General features: G+C 66.8%; 8 protein-coding genes and 4 tRNA genes. 10 read left to right on the top strand and 2 right to left on the bottom strand.

Features of this window, described 5'->3' with window-relative positions; all coding sequences use genetic code 11:
* On the bottom strand, nucleotides 1-1,084 hold a 1,084-nt coding region (locus I0Q12_RS03105; protein ID WP_197250548.1), incomplete at its 3' end, for a geranylgeranyl reductase family protein.
* Between the two features lie 112 nt (nucleotides 1,085-1,196).
* Between I0Q12_RS03105 and I0Q12_RS03100 the strand changes: the two genes are divergently transcribed.
* Both I0Q12_RS03100 and htpX read left to right on the top strand, forming a co-directional pair.
* On the top strand, nucleotides 1,197-2,243 hold the full coding sequence (locus I0Q12_RS03100) for a polyprenyl synthetase family protein (RefSeq protein ID WP_197250547.1): 1,047 nt from the start codon (nucleotides 1,197-1,199) through the stop codon (nucleotides 2,241-2,243).
* Between the two features lie 106 nt (nucleotides 2,244-2,349).
* Nucleotides 2,350-3,210: a zinc metalloprotease HtpX gene (gene htpX, locus I0Q12_RS03095; RefSeq protein WP_197250546.1), complete on the top strand. Its 861-nt coding sequence runs from the start codon at nucleotides 2,350-2,352 to the stop codon at nucleotides 3,208-3,210.
* 61 nt (nucleotides 3,211-3,271) lie between these two features.
* Here the strand turns inward: htpX and I0Q12_RS03090 are convergent, their stop codons facing one another.
* Complete coding sequence (locus I0Q12_RS03090) at nucleotides 3,272-3,763, bottom strand: YajQ family cyclic di-GMP-binding protein (protein ID WP_197250545.1); 492 nt, start codon at nucleotides 3,761-3,763, stop codon at nucleotides 3,272-3,274.
* A gap of 149 nt (nucleotides 3,764-3,912) precedes the next feature.
* On the opposite strand from I0Q12_RS03090, the gene I0Q12_RS03085 reads away from it, so the two are divergent.
* The 8 genes from I0Q12_RS03085 to I0Q12_RS03050 all read left to right on the top strand — a co-directional run.
* Nucleotides 3,913-3,995: transfer RNA gene (locus I0Q12_RS03085), tRNA-Tyr, on the top strand.
* Nucleotides 3,996-4,371: 376 nt separating this feature from the next.
* Nucleotides 4,372-4,444, top strand: a tRNA-Thr gene (locus I0Q12_RS03080).
* Between the two features lie 46 nt (nucleotides 4,445-4,490).
* Nucleotides 4,491-4,566: transfer RNA gene (locus I0Q12_RS03075), tRNA-Met, on the top strand.
* Nucleotides 4,567-4,625: 59 nt separating this feature from the next.
* Nucleotides 4,626-4,793 (top strand): 50S ribosomal protein L33, encoded by a 168-nt coding sequence (gene rpmG, locus I0Q12_RS03070; RefSeq protein WP_068156180.1) that lies wholly within the window; start codon nucleotides 4,626-4,628, stop codon nucleotides 4,791-4,793.
* Nucleotides 4,794-4,878: 85 nt separating this feature from the next.
* Nucleotides 4,879-5,454, top strand: coding sequence for a (3R)-hydroxyacyl-ACP dehydratase subunit HadA (gene hadA, locus I0Q12_RS03065; RefSeq protein ID WP_197250544.1), 576 nt, complete (start codon nucleotides 4,879-4,881; stop codon nucleotides 5,452-5,454).
* The gene (gene hadB, locus I0Q12_RS03060; protein ID WP_197250543.1) at nucleotides 5,441-5,866 is read left to right on the top strand and encodes a (3R)-hydroxyacyl-ACP dehydratase subunit HadB; all 426 of its coding nucleotides are present in this window, start codon (nucleotides 5,441-5,443) and stop codon (nucleotides 5,864-5,866) included. Before hadA ends, hadB begins: the two co-directional genes overlap by 14 nt.
* A 173-nt stretch (nucleotides 5,867-6,039) precedes the next feature.
* A tRNA-Trp gene (locus I0Q12_RS03055) sits at nucleotides 6,040-6,112 on the top strand.
* Between the two features lie 32 nt (nucleotides 6,113-6,144).
* The coding region (locus I0Q12_RS03050; RefSeq protein ID WP_307845997.1) for a preprotein translocase subunit SecE at nucleotides 6,145-6,425 on the top strand (281 nt) is incomplete at its 3' end.

Here is a 6,425-nt window from a genome sequence, read left to right as displayed (position 1 = left end):
GGCCCGCGAGCCGCCGGGCCGCCGAGAATGCGCGTCCGTAGCGTTCCCGCAGGAGCGCCGGCCACAGGTGGGTGAGGTCGTCGGAGTCGAGGACCCGGGCGACGAGACGGCCGCCTTCGAGTCCGTAGTCGATGCCTTCGCCGTTGAGCGGGTTCACGCACGCGGCGGCGTCGCCGATGAGGGCCCAGTTGCGTCCGGCGATCCCACTGACGGCACCACCCATCGGCAGCAGCGCGGACGCCACCCGGGTCACCTCGCCGAGTCCCCATTCGGGGCGGCGCTGCGAGGCGTACAGGTCGATGAGCGGGCGCAGCGACCCCGACGCCGGACGGGCGGACGTCGCGAGGGTTCCGACGCCGATGTTCACCTCGCCGGTTCCGAGCGGGAAGACCCAGCCGTATCCGGGCTGCAGCGCGCCGGAGGGATCGCGCAGTTCGAGGTGCGAGGTGATCCACGGGTCGTCGCTACGCGGGGAGGCGGCGTAGGCGCGGGCCGCGACGCCGTAGGCGGTGTCGCGGTGCCAGGTCCGGCCGAGGATCTTGCCCAGCGGGGAGCGGACGCCGTCCGCGACGACGAGGCGCCGGCAGGCGACGGTCCGGAGTCCGGCGGACGTGCGCATCGTCACGGCGGTGATGCGGTCGCCGTCGCGGTCGACCGAGACGGCCTTCGCGCCGTCGACCATGTGTGCCCCGGCGTCGACGGCGGCGCGGCGGATGCGGTCGTCGAGTTCGGTGCGCGGGACCGCGCTGCCCTGGGTGGGGAACGAGCCGTCGGGCCACGGCAGTTCGAGGTGCTGCCCGAAACCTTCGAGGCGCAGGCCGCGGTTGACGGTGTGGGTGCGCAGCCAGTCGCCGAGCCCGAGGCGGTCGAGTTCAGCGACGGCACGCGGGGTCAGGCCGTCGCCGCACGTCTTGTCGCGCGGGAAGGTCGCCGCGTCGACGAGCAATACGTCGTGTCCCTTCCGGGCGGCCCAGGCCGCGGCGGACGAACCGGCGGGACCAGCACCGATGACGAGGACATCGGTGGTTTCGGGCAGGGCATTGTCGGCCTGGCGCGACGCGCGCGCGGAGGGTTGTTCCACCACGTGCCCATCTTGTCAGGTGTAGGTTCGGTGCCTCGACGAGGTGGCCGACCGGGGGAACGGCTAGGTTCACTACGGTGGAGCCGAGGCGACAGAACAGGATGGGTACTTCATCGTGAGCACTGAGGGGGCGGCGCAGACCGCCGGTTCGTCCGGCTCGGTGTCGGGAACCGTGGTGGCCGGGGTCGATCTCGGCGATCCGGACCTGGCGGCCACCGTGCGGGACGGACTCGTCCGGGTCGAGGAACTGCTCGTGCAGGAACTGTCCGACGGCGAAGACTTCCTGACCGAGGCAGCACTGCATCTGGCGAAGGCGGGAGGTAAGCGTTTCCGCCCGCTGTTCACGGTGCTGACCGGTCAGCTCGGGCCGAATCCGACGGATCCGTCGCTGGTGACGGCGGCGACGGTCGTGGAGCTCGTGCACCTGGCGACGCTGTACCACGACGACGTGATGGACGAGGCGGCGATGCGCCGGGGCGCGCCGAGCGCGAATGCCCGCTGGGGCAACAGCATCGCGATTCTCGCGGGCGACTACCTGTTCGCGCACGCCTCGCGGCTGGTGTCGACGCTGGGGCCGTCCGCCGTGCAGATCATCGCCGAGACGTTCGCCGAGCTGGTGACGGGTCAGATGCGCGAGACGATCGGGGCGCGGCAGGAACAGGACCCGATCGAGCACTATCTGCGGGTGGTGTGGGAGAAGACGGGTTCGCTCATCGCGGCGTGCGGTCGCTTCGGGGGAACCTTCTCCGGTGCCGACGCCGAGCACATCGCCAGGCTCGAGCGGCTGGGGGACGCGGTCGGCACGGCCTTCCAGATCGCCGACGACATCATCGACATCGCGTCGGTGTCCACCGAATCCGGGAAGACTCCGGGAACCGACCTGCGCGAGGGCGTGCACACCCTGCCGGTGCTGTACGCGCTGCGGGAGTCCGGGCCGGATGCCGATCGTCTGCGTGAGATTCTCGTCGGACCCGTGAGCGACGAGGATCTCGTCGCCGAGGCTCTCGAGCTGCTCGTGCGTTCACCGGGCATGGCGGCGGCCAAGCGCACGCTGAAGGAGTACGCGGATCGCGCGCACGCCGAACTGGCGGCGCTCCCGCAGGGTCCGGCGAACGACGCTTTGTCTCGTTTGGTGGACTACACGATCGCCCGGGTCGGATAATTCGGCGGGGTCCACTCCCCGGGAACCCGGTGCGTGCCCCGGTTCGTTGAACGACACAGGGTCGTTGAACGGCACAGGGCTCTGTGGGATCGGGAAGGGGTGCCAGGTGCACGGGTATGCGAACGGTATGAAGACGGCCGTGCTGTTGATCGGCATGTCGGCGCTGATCGTGTTCATCGGCTCCCTGTTCCGGAATCCGACGATCCTGATCCTGTCCATCGTCTTCGCCGTGGGCATGAACGCGTACGCCTACTTCAACAGCGACAAGCTGGCGCTCAAGGCGATGCACGCGCAGCCGATCACCGAGGTGCAGGCCCCGGTGATCTACCGGATCGTGCGGGAACTCGCGACGACGGCGCACCAGCCGATGCCGCGCCTGTATGTCAGCCCCACCAACGCGCCCAATGCCTTTGCGACCGGCCGCAATCCGCGGCATGCGGCCGTGTGCTGCACGAGCGGGATCCTGGACATCCTCAACGAGCGGGAGTTGCGGGCGGTGCTCGGGCACGAGCTCTCCCACGTCTACAACCGGGACATCCTGATCTCGTCGGTGGCGGGGGCGATGGCCGCGGTGATCTCCGGTCTGGCGAACTTCGCGATGTTCGCGGGCGCCTTCGGCGGGAACCGGGACGGCGCGAATCCCTTTGCGTTGCTGCTGGTGTCGCTGCTGGGTCCGATCGCGGCGACGGTGGTCAAGCTGGCGGTGTCCCGGTCGCGGGAGTATCAGGCCGATCAGTCGGGCGCCGAGCTGACCGGCGATCCACTGGCGTTGGCGTCGGCCCTGCGCAAGCTCGAGCGCGGCACGCAGGCGGCTCCGCTGCCGCCGGAACCGCGCATCGCGGCGCAGTCGCACATGATGATCGCCAACCCGTTCCGGGCGGGCGACAAGGTCGGCCGGTTGTTCTCGACGCATCCGCCGATGGCGGACCGGATCGAGCGTCTCGAGCGCCTGGCCGGCCTGCGCTGACCCCGACCGTCAGCGCAGGCCGCGAACGGCGCCCGGGCGGTCTGTGTGCCCGGTACAGGGCCTAGCGGTAGTTGACGAACTGCAGGGCCACGTCCAGGTCGGCGTTCTTGAGCAGCGCGATCACGGCCTGCAGGTCGTCGCGCTTCTTGCCGGAGACGCGCAGTTCGTCGCCCTGGATCTGCGCCTTGATGCCCTTCGGGCCCTCGTCGCGGATCAGCTTGGAGATCTTCTTCGCGTTCTCCTGGCTGATGCCCTGCACGAGGGTGCCGGTCAGCTTGTAGACCTTGCCGGACTGGGACGGCTCGCCCGCGTCGAACGACTTGAGCGACAGGTCGCGGCGGATCAGTTTCTCCTTGAAGACGTCGAGGGCGGCGAGCAAACGGTCCTCGGTGTTCGCGGTGAGAGTGATGGACTCGTCACCGGACCATTCGATCGAGGCATCGGTGTTGCGGAAGTCGAAGCGGGTCGCGAGTTCCTTCGCGGCCTGGTTCAGCGCGTTGTCCACCTCCTGCCGGTCGACCTTGCTCACCACATCGAACGACGAATCAGCCACGAGGCACTCCACTTCGGATCGAGTTCTGTACAGGTTCCATGCCGACGCTATCGGGTCGTAACCCCCCGTATCCACCCGGTTTGCATTCCAGGGGGGTGTGCGTTGTATTCTTCCAACGCGTCAGGGACACGGTCCCGGATCGCACACCAGGCAGGTTGCCCGAGCGGCCAATGGGAGCGGACTGTAAATCCGTCGGCTTACGCCTACGTAGGTTCGAATCCTACACCTGCCACCGGAACGGCCCCGATCTTCACGGATCGGGGCCGTTCTGCATTTCCGGGTCGTTTCCGTATCCCGAACTCCGTCTTTCCGAGCCGGTGCGTCGCCCCGACTCCTGCATCCCCGCCTGCCACCTCTCCGGCCCGCGCCGGGCGCATCGGGGACGACGATCGGGCGGCGGTGGACCGGTGGTGAGCACCGGTGGTGGGTGAGTGCGGTGCAGCCGGCACCCCGGGCTGCCGGACGGACGCACGAAGCTTCGTACGGGCACATCGGACAGGGTGGTCGAATGCCCGATTTATGCGCTCTGACCTGCTGATTTTGTACTGGGGGCGAGTGTGTGTAATCTTTTGGAGGCCGCAGGGAGCAGAGATGCGAACGGCGGCCACGCCCCCTTAGCTCAGTCGGCAGAGCGTTTCCATGGTAAGGAAAAGGTCGACGGTTCGATTCCGTCAGGGGGCTCGCTGGATTGTGGTGCCGCCCTATTTCGCGCGACACTCGACACCGAGGCGGTGTAGCTCAGTTGGTAGAGCAAACGACTCATAATCGTTGCGTCGCCGGTTCAAGTCCGGTCACCGCTACCAAAGTAGAATGAACCACCCTGATCTGACGAAGATCGGATTTACGCGAAAGAAGGCATCCCGTGGCCTCCTCAACTGACGTTCGGCCGAAGATCACTCTGGCCTGCGAGGTGTGCAAGCACCGCAACTACATCACCAAGAAGAACCGTCGCAACGACCCCGACCGGCTGGAACTGAAGAAGTTCTGCCCGAACTGCGGCAGCCACCAGGCGCACCGCGAGTCGAAGTAGTCAACAGGTCGACGTCGACGCGTGAGCTCTCCGCAGAACTGCCCACGTCACAGACGTCAGGGTGGATTTGCGGGGGGTTTTTCGTATGACGGACACACTGGTGAGTGAAGAGAACATCGTGGACGTGACCGAACAGGCCGGGATCCCGTTCGATGTCGCGGCTCACGCTGCGTCCATGGTCGGTCACCACTACCGGGTCGAGGACTTCTACGAGGTCGGCCGGGAGAAGGTGCGCGAGTATGCACGCGCCGTGCTGGATCCCAATCCGGCACACTACGACGAGGAAGCAGCGAAGGGCCTCGGTTACGACGGTCTCATCGCCCCGCTGACCTTCGTCTCGATCATCGGCATGATCGCCCAGCGCAAGTTGTTCGAAGAGATCGTCGTCGGCTACGACTTGAGCCAGATCATGCAGACCGATCAACGGATCGTGTTCCATCGCCCGATCCAGGTCGGTGATCGACTGTTCTGCGATGTGCACCTCGACGATTTCCGTCAGGCTGCCGGCAGTGACATCATCACCACCAAGAACATCATCACGGACCAGCACGACAACCTCGTGCTGACCACATGGACGACGCTGGTCGGTCGCACCGGCGGCGAGGTGGACGCCAACATCGCCCACGCGGTCAAGGATGTGATGATGCATGTCGCTTCGTAGGTTCGAGGACGTTTCGGTCGGAGACGAGCTGCCCCCGCGGGTCGTCACGCTGACCCGCGGCAACCTCGTCAACTACGCGGGTGTGTCGGGTGATCCCAACCCGATCCACTGGAGCGACAAGGTTGCAGAACTTGCCGGGTTGCGCGGAGTCGTCGGTCACGGCATGCTCTCCATGGGCATCGCGGCCGGCTTCGTGACAGAGTGGCTCGGAGATCCGGGTGCGGTAACGGAATACAACGTCCGTTTCACCAGCCCGGTCTACGTGGAGGCCGACAAGGCCGCCGAGGTGGAGTTCACCGGCAAGATCAGGTCGGTGGACGAAGCCAGCAAGACAGCAGTGGTCGCGATCGTGGCCAAGTCCGAGGGGCGTAAGATCTTCGGACGGGCCACCGCAACGGTTCGTCTGGCCTGAGTGCCGGGCGGATTGGGTTTGTTCCGGGGCTATGAAGTACACTAAGGCTTCTGGGATCGCATAGCGCAGCGCGCTGCTCTTCGGTGCTTGTACAGACCGATTGGGTGGCGCGCGTGTCATGTGGTCACGGATGGGTCGACCGAAGACGCCGGTTCTCCGGTGAGGTCGACCAAAGGGGCGTAGCTCAACTGGCAGAGCAGCGGTCTCCAAAACCGCAGGTTGCAGGTTCAAGTCCTGTCGCCCCTGCACCCGGACGGCCAGCGACCGAGAGGAACGATGTGAGCGAGGAGCGCGGTACGCGCGACGGCAACACCGCCGGGATCACCGATCCCCGCGACGGCCGGACTGCAACCGACGCAACCCCCGGCGTTTCCTCTCCGTCCTCCCGGCCGAGCGGCAAGCGTTCCGGTCGACGTTCCCCCGATTCCCCGCGCGCTGCCGCCGGGTCGGGACGTTCGGCTACCGCGGTCGCCACGAAGGCCCCCGCCGGAAAATCCGGCGCGAAGAAGCCCGAGAACATCTTCAAGCGTCTGCGGCGCTTCTTCCGCGAGGTCATCGC

This window comes from Rhodococcus sp. CX (assembly GCF_015865005.1).
Classification (GTDB): Bacteria; Actinomycetota; Actinomycetes; order Mycobacteriales; family Mycobacteriaceae; genus Rhodococcus.
This window is presented reverse-complemented; position numbering and strand designations above follow the sequence as displayed.